This window comes from Meiothermus sp., from assembly GCF_025056915.1.
GTDB lineage: Bacteria > Deinococcota > Deinococci > Deinococcales > Thermaceae > Meiothermus.
Window position 1 is genome coordinate 1 of record NZ_JANWVH010000058.1, and the last position, 19,460, is coordinate 19,460.

Consider the following 19,460-nt stretch of genomic DNA (forward strand, 5'->3'; position numbering starts at 1 on the left):
AGCTTAGAGATAACAAAAAAGCCCCCGAAGGGGCTAGGACTCTCAACAGCATCGCTGTTGGCGACTATATTTACCATCTCCGGTCGCTGCTGGTGCAGACCAGTTGTCCGGAACCTTTGGATTCACGCGCAGCCCTTGGTTTACACACACCGGTTTTCACGGTTTCCGGCTACGGAGGATCGCCAAAATGTTGGTCAACGGAATCACCTCCTGCGATAATATATCACAAACAACTTGATATTGACACACTCAATCCATTGCTGCTACCCTAGCGGGCGGCCTTTAGGAAGTGGGCCAGAAATCGCAAAAGTAATATGAGTGGTTTCTTGGGCACCTCCGGGCTAGACTGAAGCTATGTTTGAAACCCTTTCCCAACGCATCCGCGCCGCCGTGGACCGGCTGCGCGGGCGGGGCCGCATTACCGAAGCCGACCTCAAGGCCACCCTGCGCGAGATTCGGATGTCGCTACTGGAGGCCGATGTCAACTTCGAGGTGGCCAAGAGCTTCGTGAGCCGCGTGCAGGAGAAAACCCTGGGCCAGGCGGTGCTGGAGAGCCTGACCCCGGCGGAGCAAATCCTCACCGTGGTCTACGAAGAGCTGGTGCAGATGCTGGGGGGGGAAGCCAAGCAGCCGGTGCTCAAGAACGAGGGCAACCTGTGGTTCATGGTGGGCTTGCAGGGCTCCGGTAAGACCACCACCAGCGGCAAGCTGGCGCAGTTCTATAAGTCCAAGGGGCGGCGCCCCCTGCTGGTGGCTGCCGACACCCAGCGCCCGGCGGCCCGCGAGCAGCTTCGCATTCTGGGTGAAAAAATTGGCGTGCCGGTGCTCGATGTCGCCGACGGTGAGCGCCCCGAGACCACCCGCACCCGCCTGCAGCAGCACCTGACCTTCGACTACCGCGACCTGGTCATTGTGGACACTGCGGGCCGCCTCCAGATTGACGAGGCCCTGATGGACGAGCTGGCCCGCTTGAAGCAGGCCCTGGGGCCTTCCGAGACCCTTTTGGTGGTGGACAGCATGACCGGTCAGGAGGCCCTGAACGTCTCCAAAACCTTCGATGAGCGCATCGGGGTCTCGGGCCTGATTCTGACCAAGCTCGACGGCGACGCCCGGGGTGGAGCCGCCCTCTCGGCCCGGCACGTGACCGGCAAGCCCATCTACTTTGCGGGGGTCTCGGAGAAGCTCGAGGGCCTCGAGCCCTTCTACCCCGACCGGCTGGCCCAGCGCATCCTGGGCATGGGCGACCTGCAAACCCTGCTGGAGAAAGCCAAGCAGGCCGAGCTCGAGGCCCCCCAGAAAGACCTCAAGGAAATCACCTTAGAAGACCTCATCACCCAGATGCGCCAGATGCGCAAGATGGGGAGCTTTACCGAAATTCTGGGCATGATTCCCGGCATGTCGCGCATGCTGCCCCCCGGTTTTTCGGTAGACGAAAAGCAGGTCAACCGCATGGAGGCCATCGTGCTCTCCATGACCCCCAAGGAGCGGCGCGATCCCAGAATCCTCAACGCCTCGCGCCGCAAGCGCATCGCGGCAGGTTCCGGCACCACAGTGCAGGAGGTCAACCGGCTTATCAAAACCTTCGAGGACACCAAGCAGCTCATGAAAACCCTGGCCAAACAGCAGGCCAGGGGGGGCAGGGGCCTCTTCAGGCGTTAGGTCTTGTGCCGCAGGCGTCTGGCTTGTGGCTCAGAATGCGGAAAAAAGCAGTACCGCTACAGACAAAGGAGAAAAGCATGACCAAGATTCGACTCGCCCGTTTCGGTTCCAAAGGCAACCCGCACTATCGCATTGTGGTGGTGGATAGCCGCACCAAGCGCGATGGGGGCTATATCGAGCGCGTGGGCTACTACGACCCCCGCAAAACCACCAAAGACTGGCTTAAGGTGGACATGGAGCGGGTCAACTACTGGCTTGGCGTGGGCGCCCAGCCCACCGACACCGTCAAGAAGCTCATCAAGCAAGCCAGCGCCTGAGCCGTCCAGGGCAGAAAGCCAAAAGCTGGAGCGCCCTTTATAGCAGACACCCGGCCCTTTAGAAAGCCTTGTGCTGGACAGAGTTGTGGCCGCCTGGACGGGCGGCTGCGTCTGTGAAGGAGGCAATAATGGCCTTAAACCCTGGGCTTTCGGCTTTCAGCTTTTGGCGATAGGCTAGAGTGTATGAAAGACCTCGTCGAGTACCTGGCCAAAGCAGTGGTGGATCACCCGGCCTCCATTCGTGTGGACGAACGGCGGGGCCGTGAGGGGCTGGTTTACTATGTGGAAACCCACCCCGAGGACAAAGGCCGCATCATCGGGCGGCAGGGGCGCGTGATCGAGAGCATCCGCACGGTGGTGCGTTCGTTTGCCAAGGGCCGGGTTTCGGTGGAAGTGCGCTAGGTGCGTGGTTCCCCCTTAGCCCCAGGCCCTGTCCCCTCACCCCTCCCACCTATGCGGCGCATCGAGATTGGGCGCATTGGAAAACCCTACGGTATGGCCGGCGGCCTCAAATTTCGAGGCGAGACAGTGGTCTTTGACCTGGACAGGGTGTACCTGGAACGTCTGGGCTACCGGGCCATTGACCAGATTGAAGAACTCGGCAATGAAATCGTGCTCTACCTGACGGGGGTGCAAAGCCGCCAGGAGGCCGAACGGCTGGCCGGGTTGCGGGTATTTGCAGACCAGGACGACCTCCCCCAGCTAGAGGAAGGCGAGTATTACTACTTTGAGCTGGTGGGCAGGCCGGTTTTTGTGGATGGTCGGCCCTTTGGGGAGGTGGTCGGCGTGGAGGACGGGGCGCAGGATCGCCTGGTCATCAAAGCCAAAGGCACCTCGCTCAGGGCCCAGAGCAAAACCTATCAGGTGCCGCTCCAGGCCCCTTATGTGAAAATCGAGGCCGACGGCATTTACATCGAGGCCATACCGGGGTTGCTCGAGTAATCCAGGCCAAGCCACAGCGGGCCCATGAAATACACCATCCTGACCCTTTTCCCAGACCTGATTCGCCCCTGGACGGAGGAGTCTATTGTCCAGAAGGCCATCCAGAAGGGCCTGATTGAGGTGGACATCCGCGACATTCGGGCCTACACCGAGGACAAACACAAAACCGTAGACGACACCCCCTATGGCGGCGGGGCCGGGATGGTGATGCGGGTGGACGTGGTGGTGCGGGCCCTCGAGGCCGCCGGGCCTGCCGACGAGCGCATCCTGCTAAGCCCTGCCGGGGCGCCCTTTACCCAGCGCATGGCCGAGGAACTGGCTCAGAAGTCGCACCTGGTGCTGTTGTGCGGGCGCTACGAGGGCATTGACGCCCGGGTGGAGCGGTTTGTAACCCGCGAGGTGTCTATTGGCGACTACGTGCTGATGGGCGGGGAGCTGGGGGCCCTGGTCATTCTGGAGGCGACCGCCCGCCTGATTCCGGGGGTCATCAAGGAAGCCGAAAGCCACCGGCAGGACTCCTTTTCGACCGGCCTGCTGGACTATCCCCACTACACTCGCCCACCGGAGTTCCGGGGCCTATCTGTGCCCGAAATCCTTACCTCGGGCCACCACGCCAAAATTGCCGAGTGGCGGCGCAGGCAGGCCCTCCGGCGCACCAAGGAGCGGCGCCCGGATTTGCTGGAGAAAGCCGAACTCACCGCCAAGGATTTGGTCTGGCTCGAGGACGAGGGGTTTTGACAAGGCCCATGCCGGCTGCTAGAATCACAACTTGCTGACCTGTCCCGAGTATCTGCGACGCGGGTACGTTTGAGGGCAAGAATCCATGAACCCGCAGGTTTGCCAGACCGGCAAAGGGCGCACAAGTAGGTTCCGCTGGAACAAGGAGTCAGACCATGAACCGTGGTGCTTTGCTCAAAGTAGTCGAAAAGAAGTACACCCGTACCGACATCCCCCAGTTCAAACCCGGCGACACCGTGCGGGTCAACTACAAGGTCGTCGAAGGCAACCGAACCCGTGTGCAGGCCTACGAGGGCGTGGTCATCAAAATCAAGCACAACGGCTTCAACAGCGCCTTCACGGTACGCAAAATTTCCTTCAACGAAGGGGTGGAGCGGGTGTTTCCCTTCAACTCGCCCCTCATCGAGAGCGTGCAGGTCGTAAGCCGCGGCAAGGTGCGCCGGGCCAAGCTCTACTACCTGCGCGAGCTGCGTGGCAAGGCGGCCCGCATCAAGGGCGACCGCAAGCGGCTTAACGAAGATGTGGAAGCCCGGGCCCTGGCTGCCAGGGAAGCTGCCGAGGCCAAGGCGGCAGCCGATGCCGCCAGGCAAGAAGCCGAACGCGCTGCCCAGGCCAGCGAAGCGGCTGAGGAAAGCAAGTAAGGTTGGCCAGACGGGGCCGGAGTGGAGAACCCACTCCGGTTATTTTTTGCGTACTCTGAGCCACCGGCCCGCCCGCCGCAAGACCTCGGGGATGGACAAGAGAAACCACAGATACCCCAGAAGCCCCAGGGCAATCCAGAACATCAGGCGCGGGTTGCCTGGGTTGAACAGGACGAAGCTCAGGCTGAGCGACAAGGCGATCAGAATGACCCTGGAAAGCCCAGGATGTTGGTGGCGAAAGCGGTCAATTTCAACAACGCCCAACCCAGCCCACAGCAGGGTTTCCCAGCGCAGCACCTGGCTCCAGTAGAAGCCTGGCGGCCAGGACAGCCAGGCCATGAGGGCCAGGGAAAGCAGGGGATAGACCCCGATTTCCCAGCGCTCGAGGGGATCGCGGAACATACCCCATTATTACCGACCCGAACCGATGGCTCGCGTCTTGAAACAACCATGGCCTGAAAGCTACCCGACAATTGATTCCTGAACAAAGGGCTACCGTAAAAAAGGGGTGGGTTCCAATGGGCCTTTTGGACTGGTTGCAGAACTGGCTCAGAGGGGGCAGTGGTTCCTTGCCAAGTTTGTCTGAAAAGGAACGGCGCTTTCAAGGGCTGGATGTTCAGGCCGTGCTGGAAGCGCATCTAGCTTGGCGCAAGCGCCTGGAGGATGCGATTGAGGGCCGTTCCAACGAGGAACTCGATCTATCGGTGATAGTGCGCGACGACCAGTGCCAGCTCGGTCGGTGGATTTACCTCGAGGCTGCCAAAACTACCCTGGCCTTGCACCCAGAGTTTGCTCGGCTGCGTGAGGCTCATCGCCAGTTTCATCTGGTGGCGGCGAGGGTAGTGCAGACCTTCCGTTTGCACGGTTTCGGCGCCGCACAAGGGCTTTTGACGGGGGAGTTTGACCAGCGCTCCAAAGAAATCGTGCAAAGCCTTGCAGACCTCATGCAGAAAGAACGAAGCCTGGACTAGCCCGTTAGGGCTTGTCTGGGGAGAGGCCGCCATGGTGCAAAGCTAGCGGGGTGTGGTCTGGCCAGCATGCCAGCTTTGCAGTGACCGAACCGGCAGGCTGTTGCTGCGGGCCCGCCGGATGGCCTCGAGGCTCCACCGGGCTCCCTCCGGGGTGGTGATGAAGGGCTTGCCGGTCTCCACCGCCCGGCGCAGCTCGGGGTGGGGGGTGAGGGCAATCAGCAGGTCGTAGTCGCCTTCGGAAGCCTCAAAACCGGCTGCGGTCCACTCGGCTTTCAACTCGTCGGCCCCAATGAAGCGCACCCTTCCCGAAAGGGGGAGCCGCTGGCCCACCCCAAGTTCGGCCCGGTAGTAGGCCAGGTAGGGGTCGCTGTCTATACCCATGCTCTCGCCGGTGGAGCGCATCTCCGGCCCCAGCACCGGAATCACCCCTGGGAATTTGAGCCAGGGGATCAGCACCTCCTTCACCGAGTAGAAGGCCGGGGTGGGGTCTTGGGTGAAGCCCAGGTCGTCTAAGGTTTGGCCCACCGCAATCAGGGCGGCGTACTTGGCCAGCGGGTGGCCGATGGCCTTGGAGACGAAGGGCACCGTGCGGGAGGCGCGGGGGTTGGCCTCGAGGATGTAGACCGTGCCGTCCTTGAGGGCGTACTGCACGTTGATCAGCCCCCTCACCCCCACCGCCAGGGCCAGCTTGCGGGTGTACTCCCGGACGGTGGCGAGCTGCTCGGGCGTGAGCGAGATGGGGGGCAGGATGGTGGCCGAGTCGCCCGAGTGTACCCCGGCCCGCTCGATGTGCTCCATGATGCCCGCCACCACCACCCGCTGCCCGTCGCAGAGGGCGTCTACGTCGAGCTCGAGGGCGTTCTCCAGGTACTCGTCGAGCAGAATGGAGGGCCGCTCGGCCAAAGCCGCGTAGATGCCGCTCAGGTACCAGCGCAGTTCCTCGGCGTTCCGCACCACCTGCATGGCCCGCCCCCCCAGCACATAGCTGGGCCGCACCATCAAGGGGTAGCCCAGGGTTTCGGCCAGCTGGAGGGCCTCCTCGGGGCTCTGGGCCACGGCCCCTCTGGGCTGGGGGATGCCCAGCTCGGCACACAGCCGGTTGAACTCGGCGCGGTCTTCGGCCTTGTGGATGGCCTCCCAGGGGGTGCCCAGCAGGGTTACGCCAGCCTCGGCGAGCTTTTTGGCCAGCTTCAGGGGGGTCTGGCCGCCCAGGGTGGCAATGGCGCCGATGGGCTTTTCGTGCTCGGTCAGGTTGAGCACGTCCTCGAGCGTCAGGGGCTCGAAGTAGAGCCGGTCGGCGGTGTCGTAGTCGGTGCTTACGGTCTCGGGGTTGGAGTTCACCATGATGGTCTCGTAGCCCTGTGCCCCGGCCTCGCCGGGCCGCTCAGGCGGAACCACGGCCTCCCGCAGGGCCCAGACCGCGTGCACGGTGGCGTAGTCGAACTCCACCCCCTGCCCGATGCGGATGGGGCCGCTGCCCAGAATGACCACCTTGGGTTTGTCGGTTGGGCGCACCTCGTCTTCCAGCTCGTAGGCGCTGTAGTGGTAGGGGGTGTAGGCTTCAAACTCGGCGGCGCAGGTGTCCACGGTCTTGTAGACCGGCCTCGAGCCCGCGGCCAGCCGTTGTTTGCGGGCCGCGGCCTCCGAAACGCCCATCAGCTCGCCCACCCGGGCGTCGGAGAGGCCCAGGCTTTTCACGTAGCGCCAATCTTCACTGTCCTCCAGGCGGTGGCTCTTGGTCTTTAGGTCGTGCTCGGCCTCCACCACCTCCTTGAGCTGGTTCAGGAACCACGGCTCAATGCGGGTGCGCTCGTAGAGCCGCTCTACCGCCTCGCCGCGCCTGAGCAACTCCAGCACTGCATAAATTCGCGTGGGGCTGGGGTAGAGCCGGGCCAGCAGCTCCTCGGTGGTGTAGGTGGAGAACTCCGAGCGCACGTCGGCCTCGAGGCTCCGCAAAGCCTTGCCAAAGGACTCCTTGAAGGTGCGGCCAATGGCCATCACCTCGCCCACGCTCTTCATCTGGGTGCCGAGCCGGTCGGAAAAGCCGCCCGGCTGGGTGTTGGGCAGGCTGCTGAACTTTTCGAAGGCGAAGCGGGGAATTTTGGTCACCACGTAGTCAATGGTGGGCTCGAAGGAGGCCGGGGTTTTCTGGGTGATGTCGTTGGGGATTTCGTCTAAGGTGTAGCCCACCGCCAGCAAGGCGGCAATCTTGGCAATCGGGAAGCCGGTGGCCTTGGAGGCCAGGGCGCTGGAGCGCGAGACCCGGGGGTTCATCTCGATCACGATCATCCGCCCGCTTTTGGGGTCTATGGCGAACTGGATGTTGGAGCCGCCGGTCTCCACCCCAATCTCGCGGATGATGGCGATGGCCGCATCGCGCATCTTCTGGTACTCCACATCCGAGAGGGTTTGCGCGGGGGCCACCGTAATTGAGTCGCCGGTGTGAACGCCCATGGGGTCCACGTTCTCGATGGAGGTGATGATCACCACGGTGTCGTTCTTGTCGCGCATGACCTCGAGCTCGTACTCCTTCCAGCCCACAATGGACTCCTCCACCAAGGCCGAGTGGGTGGGGGAGAGCGAAAGGCCCCGGGTCAGCACCTCCACAAACTCCGCTTCAGTTTCGGCAATACCCCCGCCGGTGCCCCCCAGGGTGAAGCTGGGCCGCACCACCACCGGGTAGCCGGTCACCTCGCGGGCAAAGGCCAGCCCCTCTTCCAGGCTGTGCACCATCTTGCCGCGCGGCACGTCCACCCCAATCTTGAGCATGGCTCTCTGGAATTCCTCGCGGTCTTCACCCTTTTTGATGGCGGCGGCGTTGGCCCCAATCAGCTCCACCCCGTACTTCTCCAGGATGCCCTGCTCGTAAAGGGCCATCGAGAGGTTGAGCGCGGTCTGCCCGCCCAGGGTGGGCAGCAGCGCGTCCGGGCGCTCCTGGGCGATGATTTTTTCCAGGAACTCCACCGTGAGGGGCTCGAGGTAGGTTCCTTCGGAAAGCTCGGGGTCGGTCATGATGGTGGCCGGGTTGGAATTGACCAGCACCACCTTGTAGCCCACGCTCCGGAGGGCCTTGACGGCCTGGGTGCCGGAGTAGTCGAATTCGGCGGCCTGGCCGATGGTGATGGGGCCGGAGCCGATGATGAGTATTTTTTTCAGGTCGGTGCGGGCGGGCATACCAAGGGCAGAGAATATCACTTATTCCGGCGGTTGGCTACCTGCGTTTTGCATAGTGTTTCAGTTGGCGGCATAAACTCTCAAGCCAGCGGGGGGGGGCAATCGGCCCGCCCGTTTTGGCTTATCTTTTGGATATGCGAACCCTCAAATCCGAGTTGCTCAAAAGTTTTCTCCAGGAAAACCCGCTGGTGGTGGATGTGCGCCCGCCCGAGCAGTACAGCCAGAGCGACTTCGAGGGGGCCTTGCACATCCCCCTGCACGACATTCAGCATGGCAACCACAACCTGCCCAAGGATCGCCCTTTGCTGCTCATCTGCGAGCGAGGGGTGATGAGCGAGCTGGCCGGGCTGTACCTGGAAGCCGCGGGCTATGAGCAGGTCTACAACCTCGAGGGGGGCCTGCAAAAGCTGCGGAAAAGGGACGACGGTCTATAGCCTGTAGGCGATAGTCGGTTGAAAAGCGTACAACCCGCAAGTAGAGTTGTTCGTCATCGGCCATTGACGATTGACCATTGACTATTGACTATTGACTATTGACTATTGACTATTGACTATTGACTATTGACTATCGTCTCTTCTGGGCAAGTCCTCCAGCCGCACCCCGTGCCACTTTTCCAGGTGCTCGCGGTGGGTTTGCAGGTAGGCCCCCGGCTCAAAAAACCGGTCGTAGTACTCGAGGTCGAGGTGGTGGCTTTGCAGGAACATCAGGCTGTAGATGGTGGGGACGGTGGCGGGGAACTTGCCAAAGGTGTCGAACAGGTACTGAGCCTGGGTGGCGACCAGGTCAACCAGCCACTCCTCGTGCGGGAAGGCCTGGGCGCGGATGGCCGGGGTCTTTTTCCAGGGGCCGGGGGTCTCGGGGTGGAAGGGGCCGCCCGAGCCAAATTTGCGCTCGACCAGCGCCTCCACGGCGGCCCGCATGTGGGGGAAGTGGGGCGGGCAGTGGCCCTCGAACACGCCCTCGAGGCCGGTGGGGTTGGGCCGCGACCAGCCCGGCTTAAAGTCGTAGCGGAAGCCCAGACCGGGCACCTCGGGGTCGCCCGAAGCCCCCAGGGTTCGCACCCGATCCAGCCCGTTGAGCATCCAGCCGCCCAGCCCCATGGCCTGCTGCATCAGGTGGCCTGCGAACACTGCCGTGCTTATTTCTGCCGAAACCTCGGCCAGGGTGGCCTGGTCGAAGGCGGTCAGGGGATAGGGCTTGTCCAGGGCAACGTAATCCCTGAACTTTTCCAGCCCAGGGATGCTCTGGTTGTGCACGTCGTCGTAGAGCACAAATCCGTTTTGGGCAATGAACAGCAGCTTGAGTAGCTGGTGCTGGGCCACGTCGGCGATGGGCCAGACCAGCAGGGAGCCGGGTTTGTTGGCATTCCAGGCGTTGTGACCGGCCATAAAAGGCTCTCGAGGGGGGATGTAGAGCCTGGTGTCGGAGAGCCTGTGTATGAACTGCTGGTGGGCAAGCAGGAGCTCCACCACGTCCACCTGGCCCTGGGGGTTGCGGGGAACCGGCGGGGGGGCATCGCGGGTCTTGAAGATATAGGTGCCGCTGTCGTCGGTGAAGAAAATCTGGCTGGTGTGGAAGCCTGCTGCGCTGGGGAAGGTGCGCCCGGCGGCCATGCCAGAGTAGCTGGGGAGGTAAGGGGCCACGTTTTTGTGGTGGCTGATCAGGTTGTGCCAGCCGGTCAGGCCCCCCACCGTGGTCAGGATTAGCAGGCGCTCGAGCTCCGAGAGAGGATAGGGCTCGTAGCGCGATGTGTAGGCCAAAGGCCCCTCGGGCAGCGCACCCCCCAGGGCAAAGCGGCGGCTGCGGCGCCCGAAAAGGGCCTCGGTGAGCGGAAACTGCAGCAGTTCCCGGAGGGCCTGGCGCTCGAGCGGGTGGCTAACGGAGTCGGATGCAGCATCGGGCATTTGTCATAGTCTAGCCCGAATAGGCCAACCGGGCAGTGGGTCTCGTTTCTACCTTGAGCGGTTGGTGCCAAAGGCCAAAACCCCAGTCGTACCAGGTTTTGGCGTACAGGTAACTTTCAAGAATAGGCAAGTTGGTGGTGGGGGTGGGTCTCCAAGACCGGCCCCCTGCCCCAAACCCCTGCTTTCTGCCTCACTGCTCCAGCAAACGCGCTTGCCCCCGACTTGAAGCGCTTTGGGTCAAATAGACCCCCTCTTTGCCCAATCATTCTCAGAGAGGGGGTCAAGGCGATGTGGTTCGAAGGGCGCGGCTACTTTTCCGGGCCCTTTTCAATGGGGACGCCTACCGCATTGCCCCATTCGGTCCAGCTTCCATCGTAGTTTTTGACGTTGGGGAAGCCCAGCAGGTGCTTGAGCACAAACCAGCTATGGCTGCTGCGCTCGGCAATGCGGCAATACGCAATCACCTCTTTGTCTGGGGTTATGCCCTTGGGTTCGTAGATGGCCCGCAGTTCCTCGGCACTTTTGAAGGTGCCGTCGGGGTTTACGGTGGTGGCCCAGGGAATGCTCTTGGCGCCGGGGATGTGCCCTCCCCGCAGCACCCCTTCCTGGGGGTACTCGGGCATATGGGTTTTTTCGCCGGTGAACTCGGCGGGGCTGCGCACGTCGACCAGAGCACCCTTACCCGCCTTGACCTTTTCCAGGTGTGCCAGCACCTCATCGCGGAAAGCCCGAAGGCTGGGGTCGCGCTTTCCGGGTGTATAGGAGCCTTTGGGATAGCTGGGCACCTCGGTGGTGAGGGGCTTGTTTTCCTGGGTCCACTTGATGCGCCCGCCGTTCATCAGCTTGAGGTGTTTGTGCCCGTTGTAGCTGAAGAACCAGAAGGCATAGGCGGCCCACCAGTTGTTTTTGTCGCCGTAGAGCACAATGGTGGTGTCGTTGGAGATGCCCAGGCGCTCGAACAGAGCAGCCAGCTCCTCGGGCTGGATGAACTCGCGGATGGTGTCGTCCCAGAGATCGGCCTGCCAGTCAATCTTTTGGCTGCCGGGAATATGGCCGGTGTCGTAGAGCAGGATGTCCTCGTTGACCTCGAGGATCCGGATATTGGGGTCTTGGTGGTGTTCCAGCACCCAGTCGGTGGAAACCAGCACATCGGGGTTTGCGTAGCTCATGTTTTCCTCCACGGTCTCAGTTAACCCAGACGATGATAAGTGAAACAGGTCAGGGGTTACGCTGATATAGATTACAAAAGATGTAATCTATGGGCCGGATAATACAGAATCCTGGTTTTGGATTCAACCGACCGATGCTCTTTGCTGGAACCCTTCGCAACGAGCAGGAGCGGTGCAGCGGGTAGCAAGGGAGGGATTGGATAGGCGTCGGAGACCCGACCACCCAGAACACAACCCCTGGTTCCGCCAAAACGGGCCCCATATTAGCGTCGTGTGGCTTTGGAGCGGGCTCGAGGTAGGGTTGGCCGCCGGGGCCGGGTCAGCAGCTCGCTTGAGTGCAGCAGGTGTTGCAAACACTCCGAATAGTCCACCCCCTGCCGGAAGTCGGCGGCCAGGTCCGCCACACTCACCTGGCTCAGGCTTTGCAGCACGGCATCGCGCACCTTGAGCCAGACCACGCTGCGTGCCCGGCAACGGTTTTCTTCGGTACAGGATTTGGGCCAGTTCAGGCTGACGCAGGCCAGCGGTGCGATGGGGCCATCCACGGCCCGAATTACGTCGCGCAGGTTGATTTCCTCGGGAGGCCGGGGCAGCGCGTACCCCCCACCCTGGCCCTTTTTGGAGACCACCAGATTGTGCCCGACCAGGGCGGCCAGAATCCGCACCAGGTAGGTGTGCCTTACGCCTGTGGCCTGGCTGAGTTCTTCGCTGCCCACCAGACGCCCGGGGGGCTGGGTACCCAGGTAGCCCAGCGTCTTGAAGGCGTAGATGTCGGTTTTGGAGAGGCGCATAGCCCTAATTTAGCCCATAGCAACCCGCTGGTTGCCGAAGGCAGAGGGTCAGCGGGCCATTAATCACCTGCCCGGCGCGTCCGGTACCTCCACCTCGGCCCGTACAAAGGCGTTGCCCACCGCGCTCTTGGCCAGGGCCAGGGGGCCGCCTGCCTGGTAGATGCCGCTCTTTCCCTCGAAATAGAGGTCGTAGAGGTGGCCGTTTAGCATGGGGTTGAGTCCGTAGCGCAGGTTTTCGCGGTTTTGAAGTTTTTGGGCCAGCCCTTCGCGGAGCCAGACCTGGCCCTCTATTTCCCTGGGGTCGGCGCTCCAGGGCCCTTCCCAGCGGGCGGCGTTGGCCGAAGGCTGCACCACCAGCCAGGCCCCGGCGGCGTCGGCTTGCTCGATCAGGCTGTCGTGAAAAGCATCCAGGCAGATCAGGTTGGCCAGGGTGCCCAGGCGGGTATGGAGGGTCTGCCTGCCTGGTGGGCCGCCCGTCAGAAACGCCTTGCGCTCACTAGCGGTTAGATGCACTTTGGGGACACGCCCCAACACGCTGCCCTGGGGCGAGACCACCAGCGAGAGGTTGTACACCCCCTTGCCCTTGGCGTGCAGGCGACGGGCTGGTTCCCAGTCCATCTGGGGGCTAAAAATGCTCCCGCCCACGATGTAGGCCCGCACCGCCTGTGCCGCTTCCCGAAAGGCCCGCTCATACACCGGCCAGACCCACGGGGCCCGCAGGTGGTAGAGCGCGGCGGGGCTCCAGACCCCCTGCCGCAAGAGGGCAGGCCAGTGCTCGCGCAGCAACTGCAAAGCGGCCTGAAGACCGCTTTGGGCCTCGAGCACCGCCCTCGAGGTCTCCAGCCAGAACACCAGGGGGAGGGCAAAGGCCTCGGGAAAGGCCAGTATGCGGGGCTGGTCTTCGGGCAGACCCTGCACCGCGCCCCGGCTCAGCTCCAGCACATACTGCCTGAATGATTCGGCGCTGGTATAGGGCGCGGTTTGCAGCTCAGCTTGAACGGCAATCAGATGCACCCGCATTTGCCCCACCTTACTACACCCCAAGCCGACGGCGGATGGTCTGCGGAGCGCATGCCCCCATCATCGAAAAGCGTTCGGTGCCTGAAGCATTGGCGGGCCGGTGTGGCCGGTGTTAGAGCTGCGAGGGGGCCTATATGTATGTTGCCTTCCCGAAGGCTCCGGCAAAATCCCGTAAAGTGAAAGGCGATGAGTCGTTGGATGTGGGTTGCGCTACCGCTGGTGGTGTCGGCAGGGTTTTTGCTGTTGCAACCTCGAGCCGAGTCCGGCGTGGAAGTTCTGCCTTCCCTGACCGTCAAGCAAATGGACGGACAAACCGCAAAGCTCACCGATTTCAAGGGCAAACCCCTTGTGCTCAACGCCTGGGCTACCTGGTGCGGGCCCTGCCGCCGCGAGATGCCCCTGCTGCTCAAGGCGGCTAAAGCCAACCCGGAGGTTCGGTTTGTGTTCCTGAACATCAGCGATGGCCCGGAGGCGGTGCGGGCCTTTGAGAACGAGCTGGGGCTCAAAATTCCCAATGTCCTGCTCGATCCCGAGGCCAAACTGAGCGACCCCCTGCGGATTCAGGGCCTGCCGGTCACGCTGTTCTACGATGCCGAAGGTACGCTGGTAAACCGCCACATCGGCGAGATCAGTGCTGCTGAACTGGCGGAGTTGTTGAAAGCGTTTTAGCGCAGGGTCTGTGATCTATAGTCCAGGGCCTGTGGCCAGGGAACGCCCTGGTGCGTGTGTTCTGGCTATTGAGAACGGTGCGTCAATAGCACAGGGACTATCGAAAATACACCTGTCCATTGCGAGGAGGCGCTCGCCGACGAGGAATCTGGTGTGGAGCAAGGGTAGTGAATGTTGGGGATGGTAGCGTAATAGATTCCTCGCTGCGCTCGGAGTGATACTTCTGACCGAGTTTACGTGTTTTTCACGTCGCCTTACTGCCCCTGGACACGAACACTGCATATTCCAGCGAGTCGAGCCTTGATCACAAACGTCTAGTTCAGGCAATCGGTGCAGCGCCCGTATAGCACGATTTCGTGCTTCTCGGTTTTGAAGCCCTGGGGCACCATGAAGGAGAAATCGCCCGGACAGCCCTCGAGCTCGAACACCTTGCCGCACTGGTTGCAGTGAAAGTGGTGGTGGTGTTTTTTGCCCGCCAGCTCGTAGCGCGGGGGCTCGCCCGGAAGTTCGACCGTGACCGCGCTGCCTTCCTCGACCAGCCCCTTCAGGGTGCGATAGACGGTGGCGATGCCGAGGCCGGGCACCTTGTAGCGGGCTGCCTCGAGAACCTCGGTGGGGGAGAGCGGGCGGTTGAGCTCGGTCATCACCTCACGAATGGCCTGCCGCTGGCGGGTGGAGCGTTCCATGGTTTCAGAATAGCAAACCCGGGCCTTGACAAGATGATAATGAGTTATCAATATAAATAACCGACGACGGTGGAGGCTGTGATGAAGTTTGCGTTTCGGATGGGATGTTTGCTGATGCTGGGACTGGGGTTTGCCCTGGCACAGCCGGTGCAGGTGGCCGCAACTACGGGCTTTATAGCCGATATGGTGCGCAACGTGGGGGGCAGCCGGGTGCAGGTGGTGCAGGTGGTGCCCAGCGGCAGTGACCCCCACAGCTTTGAGCCGCGCCCCTCGGTTATCCGGGCCATCAGCCGCGCCCGGGTCTTCTTCGCCAATGGCCTCTCCCTCGAGCCCTTTTTCGAGAAGCTCGAGGCCCAGTTGCCCCCAGGTGCCCGCATTGTCGAACTGGCCGACGGGATGCCAAACCTGATCAAGACCGGCAAGAAGGACGCTCACGGACATGAACACGGCGAGTTCGACCCCCACCTCTGGCTCGACCCGACCTACGGCATGCGCTACGTGGAGAAAATCCGCGATGCGCTGGCGGAAGTAGACCCTGCCGGAGGCTCTCTTTATGCGCAGAATGCGGCCAGCTACATCGCCCGGATTCGCCAGGCCGATGCAGCCGTGCAGCGCTGCCTGGCCGATATTCCGCAGGCTCTTCGGAAGCTGGTTTCCCAGCACGAAGCCCTGCTTTACTTCAACCGCTACTACCGGTTGAAAAGCATCGGCACCATTGCCGATATCGCCGGACAGGAACGCGGCCCGGCCAGTCTGGCCCGGCTGGCCCAGGCCATGAAAAAAGAGAATGTGCGGGTCATTTTCGTGGAGCCGCAGTTTGCACAGGGCCAGGCACGCGCGCTGGCCGAGGCCACCGGCGCCCGCATCGTCCGCATCTACTCCGATGCCTTCGACAAGACCGTGGATACCTACCTCAAGCTGATTCAGGCCAACGGGCAGGCCATCTGCCAGTCGTTTCGCTAGGGGACTGCTTCACATGGAGCCACCAACGTTCAGGGTCGAGGAGATAGAAACCACTGCCCGGCGCAAGACCTCCACCGTCCTGGCCAACCCCCTTCCTGCGCAGTTCTGGCTCTGGGGCCAGGACGCCTTGGCCGGCATCCTCGAGGCCTACGGTTTTCAAAAGGAGGCCAACCCGACGGGTAGGGGCTCCAGCCTGTATTTGCGGGGCGGGCTGGGGCTGCACTCGAGCGCTGCCTGGTTGCACGGGGTGCAGGGGGTGGTATTTTACCACCGTCCAAGCGAGTCATTTTTCTGGCTACAAAGCACCCGCGGCCTGCCCGAACTGCCCCGCGACCGGAAGCCCCTGCCGCTCCAGGACGGCATGGATAGCCTGCACCCCTGGGTCTATGCTTACGAGTCCTGGATTGTGAAACGGTATGGCCCCGACTATCGTCGTCGGCAACTGGAGCAGCTTCCACCGCTGGCCCGGCGTTCCCTGCCTGCTTGGCAAAGTTGGGTGCGGCTTCGTTCGGACGCCGGGGCCGTTCCCCTCTAGCGCTGGGCATTGCCGCTGTTCAAGAAAGCCGTAATGCCCCCGGCCAGCCCGTTGGCCAGCTGTTGGCGGTAAGCCCGGGTTGCCAGCTTCCTGCCCTCCTCCGGATGATTGACAAAGCCAATCTCGACCAGGATGGCCGGAATGCGGGCGTTGCGGATCACGTAGAAGGGCGCGGTATGCACCCCCCGGCTCACCGCGCCGGTCTCGCGCACCAGCGAGCGCAGGGTTTTGAGGGCCAGTTGCTCGGAAAACTTGAGATTGGCCTGGGCGAGGAGGTCGCGCATGAGGCGCTGGGCCACGCTTCGGGCCTCTTGGGTCAGGCGCTGCCCCAGCATGCCGCCCCCGTTTTCCAGGATGGCCTTGGACAAAAGCCGTTGGTCAATGGTTTCACCAAAGTAGTACACCTCAATTCCCTGGGCGGCCCGTTCGGCGGCGTTGGCGTGGATGGAAACGAACAGGGTGCGTTTGCTGTCGGCCATGGCGGCCCGTAGCCCCAGGTCGGTGGCTTTGTTGGGCGAAAGGTGCTGGTCGCCCGTGCGGGTCAGCACCACCTGGATACCCCTGGCCTCGAGGAGCCGCCGGGTCAGGAGGGCCACTTCCAGCACGGCCTCTTCTTCTCGCACGAGCCCCACCGCGCCGGGGTCAATTCCCCCGTGGCCGGGGTCCAGTACCACCACCGCTGTGGGTGCGCGGGCGGTGCTGCGGGGTCGGGGATGGGTTGCGGCGTGGCCGCGCACTTCCAGCACCAGCCGGCGGGGGTTGGAGAGCTCGAGGGTGCGATAGCGGGTGCCCGCCCGGAGCGTGACCACGTAAATCGAGCCACCCGCACTGGGGGTGGCTCGGTAGCCGACAACCTGCGGCGTGTTCAGCAAGGTTCGCAATGTTCGGGGCGGGGTGCCCTGGAAGCGAATGGAAACCTCATTGTTCTGACGGTGCAGGCTGTAGCTCGCTTCGCTGGGGATGCCAAATACCAGTCGGGTCAGGCCGTCTTCGGTGCCCACCCGGGGTTGCGCCAGTCCAAGAGATGCCAAACAGAACGCCAACGCCAGAATGTATCGCATCTGGCGCAAATTGTAGCGCCATCGCATGAGAATTGTCATGTGGGGCTCGAGGTTTGGTTCATGGCCCCGGCCACCGACGCTCGATGTAGTCCAGCTTTCGCCCCCGCAGCAGCCAGGCCGCCACCAGGGTGGTCAGCGGAACCGCCAGCACCAGGGCCAGCGAACCCACCAACATCGTCACAATTTCAGCGGCAAAGGTCTCGTTGTTAATCAGCAATCCAAGCGGAACCTCGCTCTGGCCAATCAGCAGCAGCAGCGGCAGCGTGCCCGCCGCATAGGCCAGAATCAGGGTGTTGACCAGACTGCCGATGTGGTCAAAGCCCACCGTCATGCCCCGGGTGTAGAGCTCCCGCAGACTGTAGCGTGGGTTGGCCTGTACCAGGGCCTGAACAACCGAAGCCTGGGTTACGGTCACGTCGTTGAGCGCTCCCAGCGCCCCCACCACCACCCCGGCCAGGTACAGCGACACCAGATCGAGGTTGCCCCCAAGCTGGAAACGGGCCAGAAAGGCTTCCTCGGAGGTAAGGCCGGTGAACTGCATCCATTCGGTCAACAGCACCGAAAGAACCAGGGCCACCAGTGCGGCAAAAGTGGTTCCGATCAGGGCCGCTGTGGTCTTGCGGTTGATGCCGTGAACGAAATAAATCGAGAGCGCCAGAATGCCAAAAGCCCCTACGAACGTGATAAGCAGGGGATTGTTCCCAGCCGAGATTTGCGGCACCACAAAAAAGGCCAGCACGGCCATGCTGGCGGCGGTTCCCAGCAGGCCCCGCAGACCCTTGCCCCGCCCCAGGGCTGCGGTGACCAGCACAAACAGCCCGAGCAGGCCCCACAGGTAGTGGATGCGGTACGGCTCGGCAATGTAGGTTTTGCCATCGGCCTCATAGACCACCACCCGCTGCCCCACGTGAAAGCCCGCCGACTCGGTGGGAAACTCGGCTTCCTTGAGCTGCCCCCCCACCCGCACGGTTGCGCTCTTTTCACCCATCGAAACGATGCGGGCAATCGAGTAGGCCCCCGGTGAACTGGGGGGTGTTGGGTCTGAAGGTGCATCCTGCGCCCAGGCCAGGCCCAGAACGGCCAGAAGAACGAGCCAAAAACGCATGGCTCTAATCTTAGTGGCTTTCAGATGAGAGGGTGATGGCTTTCGCCTGGCAAAGAGGCTTTTGTTCCACGCTTTTGCTGCCCCTCACCGGGGAATTGACCGAACCTCCAATGCGTGGTTGCCGCGTTGTCGCTGCAAAAGCAACAGCTATGGGGTATCGCTACGGGAGAGGGCAACCCGGATACAGCCCCCCACGGTAGAAGCCCGATGGATACCTGGATTGATGGTTCGATGAGATTCCGTTGTAAACTACACCTGTACCAAAAGCCCGGGGGAGGGTTCGTATGAACACCACACCGTCCATTATCGATACCGTGATGAACATGGTCAGCCAGAGCATTCAGGTGCTCACCAAACCCAGCGTGGAGACCTTTGAGCAATACGAAAACAAAGGCACCCTGCGCGAAGCGGTGATCTATGTGCTGGTTGCGGCTGTGATTACCGGGCTGTTCAGTTTGGGTAGCGGTCTGGGCGCCTTTCTGAATGGAATTATCGGCACCATTGTGGGTTTCCTGATCTTCACCTATCTGGTGCACTATGTGGGCAAGACCCAGGGCGGCACCGGCACGCTCGATAACGTGGCCTACACCTTTGCTTTGTTCTGGGCGCCCATCAATGTGGTGGTGGCGGTGGTCAGCCTGATTCTGCTCATTACCTTGATTGGCATTTTCTTGATTCCTTTGCTGGCCATCGGGGCGCTGGTCATCAACGTTTATTTTGCCTACCTGGCCGTGCAGTCGAGCATGAACCTGCGCGAGAGCGGCAAAATCTGGATTACGCTGGCCGTGGCGTTTGTTGGTACCCTGATTGCCAGCCTGGTCATTGCCGGCATTTTGCGATAAAAAACCCCCACAAACGCTCCCCGGCGGGGGAGGCGTTATGTTTTTGGGCAGGGCTACTGGATTCGAATGATGTGCGCAACCGACGGCACACCCTGGTCGTCAAGGATGAAGAGCAGGTAGAAACCCGGAGGGGCGGCGTTGCGCGACTGGTTGGCCCCTCCAAACTTGGGCAGGGTGCGGAAATCGGTGCGGATGGTCAGGACGTTGCCGCTGGCCGTGAATTCGGGCTCGAGGTAGCGCTGATTCTGGTCGAAGCCGTGGGTGGGTGCGCCC

Annotated in this window: 22 protein-coding genes; 12 read left to right on the forward strand and 10 right to left on the reverse strand. The window is 62.2% G+C overall.

Annotated elements, in window-relative coordinates:
- Window positions 1-354 precede the first annotated feature (354 nt).
- The 6 genes from ffh to rplS all read left to right on the forward strand — a co-directional run bounded on the left by ffh (window position 355) and on the right by rplS (window position 4,297).
- Window positions 355-1,659 carry a signal recognition particle protein gene (gene ffh, locus NZN28_RS09980; RefSeq protein WP_295397781.1) on the forward strand — a complete coding sequence of 435 codons (1,305 nt, stop codon included), beginning with the start codon at window positions 355-357 and terminating at the stop codon, window positions 1,657-1,659.
- Between the two features lie 77 nt (window positions 1,660-1,736).
- On the forward strand, window positions 1,737-1,976 hold the full coding sequence (rpsP, locus tag NZN28_RS09985; RefSeq protein WP_295397783.1) for a 30S ribosomal protein S16: 240 nt from the start codon (window positions 1,737-1,739) through the stop codon (window positions 1,974-1,976).
- Between the two features lie 183 nt (window positions 1,977-2,159).
- Window positions 2,160-2,378, forward strand: coding sequence for a KH domain-containing protein (locus NZN28_RS09990; protein WP_208014506.1), 219 nt, complete (start codon window positions 2,160-2,162; stop codon window positions 2,376-2,378).
- Window positions 2,379-2,429: 51 nt separating this feature from the next.
- Window positions 2,430-2,918, forward strand: a complete 489-nt coding sequence (gene rimM / locus NZN28_RS09995; RefSeq protein WP_295397786.1) for a ribosome maturation factor RimM — start codon at window positions 2,430-2,432, stop codon at window positions 2,916-2,918.
- A gap of 24 nt (window positions 2,919-2,942) precedes the next feature.
- On the forward strand, window positions 2,943-3,656 hold the full coding sequence (gene trmD, locus NZN28_RS10000) for a tRNA (guanosine(37)-N1)-methyltransferase TrmD (RefSeq protein ID WP_295397788.1): 714 nt from the start codon (window positions 2,943-2,945) through the stop codon (window positions 3,654-3,656).
- A 155-nt stretch (window positions 3,657-3,811) separates the two neighbouring features.
- The gene (gene rplS, locus NZN28_RS10005; RefSeq protein ID WP_295397790.1) at window positions 3,812-4,297 is read left to right on the forward strand and encodes a 50S ribosomal protein L19; all 486 of its coding nucleotides are present in this window, start codon (window positions 3,812-3,814) and stop codon (window positions 4,295-4,297) included.
- A gap of 39 nt (window positions 4,298-4,336) precedes the next feature.
- On the opposite strand, the gene NZN28_RS10010 is transcribed toward rplS, so the two are convergent.
- The gene (locus NZN28_RS10010; RefSeq protein ID WP_295397791.1) at window positions 4,337-4,699 is read right to left on the reverse strand and encodes a hypothetical protein; all 363 of its coding nucleotides are present in this window, start codon (window positions 4,697-4,699) and stop codon (window positions 4,337-4,339) included.
- Window positions 4,700-4,875: 176 nt separating this feature from the next.
- Between NZN28_RS10010 and NZN28_RS10015 the strand changes: the two genes are divergently transcribed.
- On the forward strand, window positions 4,876-5,268 hold the full coding sequence (locus NZN28_RS10015) for a CZB domain-containing protein (RefSeq protein WP_295397794.1): 393 nt from the start codon (window positions 4,876-4,878) through the stop codon (window positions 5,266-5,268).
- 42 nt (window positions 5,269-5,310) lie between these two features.
- Here the strand turns inward: NZN28_RS10015 and carB are convergent, their stop codons facing one another.
- The gene (gene carB, locus NZN28_RS10020; protein WP_295397796.1) at window positions 5,311-8,442 is read right to left on the reverse strand and encodes a carbamoyl-phosphate synthase large subunit; all 3,132 of its coding nucleotides are present in this window, start codon (window positions 8,440-8,442) and stop codon (window positions 5,311-5,313) included.
- A gap of 134 nt (window positions 8,443-8,576) precedes the next feature.
- Here carB and NZN28_RS10025 point away from each other — a divergent pair, with 134 nt between their 5' ends.
- Window positions 8,577-8,876, forward strand: coding sequence for a rhodanese-like domain-containing protein (locus NZN28_RS10025; RefSeq protein WP_295397798.1), 300 nt, complete (start codon window positions 8,577-8,579; stop codon window positions 8,874-8,876).
- A 123-nt stretch (window positions 8,877-8,999) separates the two neighbouring features.
- Here the strand turns inward: NZN28_RS10025 and NZN28_RS10030 are convergent, their stop codons facing one another.
- From NZN28_RS10030 to NZN28_RS10045, 4 genes are all read right to left on the reverse strand, one after another.
- On the reverse strand, window positions 9,000-10,346 hold the full coding sequence (locus NZN28_RS10030; protein ID WP_295397800.1) for a hypothetical protein: 1,347 nt from the start codon (window positions 10,344-10,346) through the stop codon (window positions 9,000-9,002).
- A gap of 308 nt (window positions 10,347-10,654) precedes the next feature.
- Window positions 10,655-11,515, reverse strand: coding sequence for a sulfurtransferase (locus tag NZN28_RS10035; RefSeq protein ID WP_295397801.1), 861 nt, complete (start codon window positions 11,513-11,515; stop codon window positions 10,655-10,657).
- A 263-nt stretch (window positions 11,516-11,778) separates the two neighbouring features.
- On the reverse strand, window positions 11,779-12,306 hold the full coding sequence (locus NZN28_RS10040) for an Rrf2 family transcriptional regulator (protein ID WP_295397803.1): 528 nt from the start codon (window positions 12,304-12,306) through the stop codon (window positions 11,779-11,781).
- 63 nt (window positions 12,307-12,369) lie between these two features.
- Complete coding sequence (locus NZN28_RS10045; protein WP_295397805.1) at window positions 12,370-13,326, reverse strand: nitrilase-related carbon-nitrogen hydrolase; 957 nt, start codon at window positions 13,324-13,326, stop codon at window positions 12,370-12,372.
- Between the two features lie 186 nt (window positions 13,327-13,512).
- On the opposite strand from NZN28_RS10045, the gene NZN28_RS10050 reads away from it, so the two are divergent.
- Window positions 13,513-13,995 carry a TlpA disulfide reductase family protein gene (locus NZN28_RS10050; protein WP_295397806.1) on the forward strand — a complete coding sequence of 161 codons (483 nt, stop codon included), beginning with the start codon at window positions 13,513-13,515 and terminating at the stop codon, window positions 13,993-13,995.
- Window positions 13,996-14,309: 314 nt separating this feature from the next.
- On the opposite strand, the gene NZN28_RS10055 is transcribed toward NZN28_RS10050, so the two are convergent.
- Window positions 14,310-14,681 carry a Fur family transcriptional regulator gene (locus tag NZN28_RS10055; RefSeq protein WP_295397809.1) on the reverse strand — a complete coding sequence of 124 codons (372 nt, stop codon included), beginning with the start codon at window positions 14,679-14,681 and terminating at the stop codon, window positions 14,310-14,312.
- 81 nt (window positions 14,682-14,762) lie between these two features.
- Between NZN28_RS10055 and NZN28_RS10060 the strand changes: the two genes are divergently transcribed.
- Complete coding sequence (locus NZN28_RS10060; protein WP_295397811.1) at window positions 14,763-15,644, forward strand: metal ABC transporter substrate-binding protein; 882 nt, start codon at window positions 14,763-14,765, stop codon at window positions 15,642-15,644.
- 13 nt (window positions 15,645-15,657) lie between these two features.
- Entirely contained in the window at window positions 15,658-16,179 is a 522-nt protein-coding gene (locus tag NZN28_RS10065; protein WP_295397812.1) for a hypothetical protein, read from the forward strand.
- On the opposite strand, the gene NZN28_RS10070 is transcribed toward NZN28_RS10065, so the two are convergent.
- The gene (locus tag NZN28_RS10070) at window positions 16,176-17,210 is read right to left on the reverse strand and encodes an N-acetylmuramoyl-L-alanine amidase (RefSeq protein ID WP_295397813.1); all 1,035 of its coding nucleotides are present in this window, start codon (window positions 17,208-17,210) and stop codon (window positions 16,176-16,178) included. The genes NZN28_RS10065 and NZN28_RS10070 overlap by 4 nt on opposite strands.
- Window positions 17,211-17,298: 88 nt before the next feature.
- A complete protein-coding gene (locus NZN28_RS10075) occupies window positions 17,299-18,345 on the reverse strand; it encodes a YibE/F family protein (RefSeq protein ID WP_295397815.1) in 1,047 nt (348 codons plus the stop codon).
- A 284-nt stretch (window positions 18,346-18,629) separates the two neighbouring features.
- Between NZN28_RS10075 and NZN28_RS10080 the strand changes: the two genes are divergently transcribed.
- Window positions 18,630-19,187 (forward strand): YIP1 family protein, encoded by a 558-nt coding sequence (locus NZN28_RS10080; RefSeq protein WP_295397817.1) that lies wholly within the window; start codon window positions 18,630-18,632, stop codon window positions 19,185-19,187.
- A 53-nt stretch (window positions 19,188-19,240) separates the two neighbouring features.
- Here the strand turns inward: NZN28_RS10080 and NZN28_RS10085 are convergent.
- The coding region (locus tag NZN28_RS10085) for a galactose oxidase early set domain-containing protein (RefSeq protein WP_295397819.1) at window positions 19,241-19,460 on the reverse strand (220 nt) is incomplete at its 5' end.